Origin of the sequence: Bacillus sp. JJ783 (genome assembly GCF_036963225.1) — a bacterium.
GTDB lineage: Bacteria > Bacillota > Bacilli > Bacillales > Bacillaceae_G > Bacillus_A > Bacillus_A cereus_U.
The window spans coordinates 1-2,208 of sequence record NZ_JBALMG010000247.1 but is presented as its reverse complement, the minus strand read 5'-3'; the positions used below and the strand labels follow the sequence as shown (position 1 = coordinate 2,208).

The window sequence follows — 2,208 nt, the reverse complement described above, 5'->3', positions numbered from 1 at the left end:
ATCATTCGAAAAGGTCTATTTTTTAATTTCAGTACATTCTATAAATACACAATACCTTTCGGTACACTTTTTGGTATAATAGTAATCAAATAGATTCAAAAAAACAAAAGATTCTTTTTTTAGGAAGGTTGCAATCATTATGACTACTAAGAAGTTTGGATATGTTCGTGTATCAAGTAAGGATCAGAACGAAGAACGGCAAATTGTAAATATGAAAAATATCGGAATTAACGAACGAGATATTTTTATCGATAAGAAAACAGGAAGTAATATGGATAGAGAATATTATCAAACAATGAAACGTATGGCTCGCACAGGTGATACGATAGTATTCGATTCATTGACAAGGCTTGGAAGAACTATGAATGATGTTTTAGATGAATTTAAATATTATGAGGAGCAAAAAATAAATTTACAGTTTTTAAATGAATCTTTTATAAACGTAACGTATAACGGCGACGCTACAAATGATGTCATTCAAAGAGCAATCCAAAAGGCAACTACAACTATTCTATCTGCCTTTGCCGAAAAAGAACGTCATGATATTAAAAAACGTCAAGCTGAAGGAATTGCTCTAGCGAAAGCTAAAGGGAAACATTTAGGTAGACCCCAAACTGAAATTACACAAGAATTTAAAGATGCTTATAAAGAATGGAAAGAAGGGAAAATCACAGCAAGAATCGCTATGAAAAAATCTAATCTCCCTAGTACTACATTCTACAACGTAGTTAAAAGATATGAAGAAACAAAATGATTGAAGCATTATTAATAGAAGAGATTAGAAAAGCGAGATTAGAGGTCACTCAAAATTTACTGGAATAGGTGGTTAAAAATATGTCTACTACAATTCTAGAAAAAACAACGCAACACTTTACTGATTACTTACTACAAAAAGGAAGAAAACCATCAACAATCAAAAGATATACGTATGATGTAGAACACTTTTTATCGTGGTTAGAAACTACTGAACGGAGCATCGATGAAGATATATGGGAATACCTAAACAAAAGAGACTTTAAAGATTTTTTTCATTACTTAAAAGAAGAACGTCACTATTCAGATAAAACTATACATCGTATTTATATTGCTCTGAATCGACTTTATGAGTCCCTGGATTTACCTAGTCCGATAGAAAGTGTAATACAAATAGATCAACCAGACCGTTCATTAAGAGATAAAGATTTTATATCTTCTAAAGAAGAAAAACGTTTAAAAGAAGTCGTTTCTTCCTTAGAGAGCCTAACTGAAAAACAGAGAGCTACACGTCCAATGTTATTAGAACGCAACATTTCTATCATTATCCTACTCTTAGATTATGGATTATCCTTACATGAAGTCGTATCCTTGCAAATGAAACATGTTCATTTCGAGAATAACACGCTATCTATTCCTGAAGAATCAAAAATAAATCGTACAATTCATTTAAAAGAAGAAGATAAACTACATTTATATAACTATCTTAAAGTAATTCCTAAACCCATACGGCCACAATATCACACAGAAGAACCATTATTTGTTGCATTTGATTCCACTCGAGGCACATATCATTGGAGCTACGATGATGATGCACCTAAAAACTTAACCGAAATATCTATACAAAAGATGATACGATTAGAAGTAAAGCGCGCCAATCTTCGAAAGGGAATTTCTGCCCAACATTTTCGGAACACATTTGTTTTAAGGGAAATTAAACAGAAAAACACACCTGAACAAATCATGCTACAAATCGGATTTAAATCTCACTTATCCTTAAAAAGATATTACGATTATATTACGATTACTAGTAAACCAAAGTAAATACAGATTAGAAATAATTACTTAATGTGTAATTTTTATATACCTACGGATTTTTGATTATTTAAAGGAGGAATAAAGGATTCACATGAGAAAAAACGAGGAATCTTATTATATTCACGAATATACCTTACGAGATCGAACAACCACTAAATCTATCAAAATTGAATCCTGGCGTTCATTAAAAGAAGAAATGCTAGTCTTGGGCATAAAAGACAGTGACCTCTTTCAAATTCAAATGATAAAAATAGAACCTAACAAAAAATAACATAGCGCTATACCAAACTTATTTAAAGTACCTTTCTTTACATTATATTTGATAAAAATTAAATATAATAATGCATATTCATGATAATATTTAAACTAAGATGATCAATGTACTGGAGGATTACAACATGAAGAAAACAAAAGAAT

Annotated in this window: 3 protein-coding genes; all 3 read left to right on the top strand. The window is 30.7% G+C overall.

The window, feature by feature from the left end; all coding sequences use genetic code 11:
• The first annotated feature begins 139 nt into the window (after positions 1-139).
• The 3 genes from V7038_RS29120 (at position 140) to V7038_RS29110 (ending at position 2,062) form a co-directional block, all read left to right on the top strand.
• Positions 140-754: a recombinase family protein gene (locus V7038_RS29120; protein WP_335696063.1), complete on the top strand. Its 615-nt coding sequence runs from the start codon at positions 140-142 to the stop codon at positions 752-754.
• An 80-nt stretch (positions 755-834) separates the two neighbouring features.
• Entirely contained in the window at positions 835-1,797 is a 963-nt protein-coding gene (locus V7038_RS29115) for a tyrosine-type recombinase/integrase (RefSeq protein WP_335696062.1), read from the top strand.
• An 85-nt stretch (positions 1,798-1,882) separates the two neighbouring features.
• The gene (locus V7038_RS29110; RefSeq protein ID WP_335696061.1) at positions 1,883-2,062 is read left to right on the top strand and encodes a hypothetical protein; all 180 of its coding nucleotides are present in this window, start codon (positions 1,883-1,885) and stop codon (positions 2,060-2,062) included.
• The last annotated feature ends 146 nt before the right edge of the window (positions 2,063-2,208 follow it).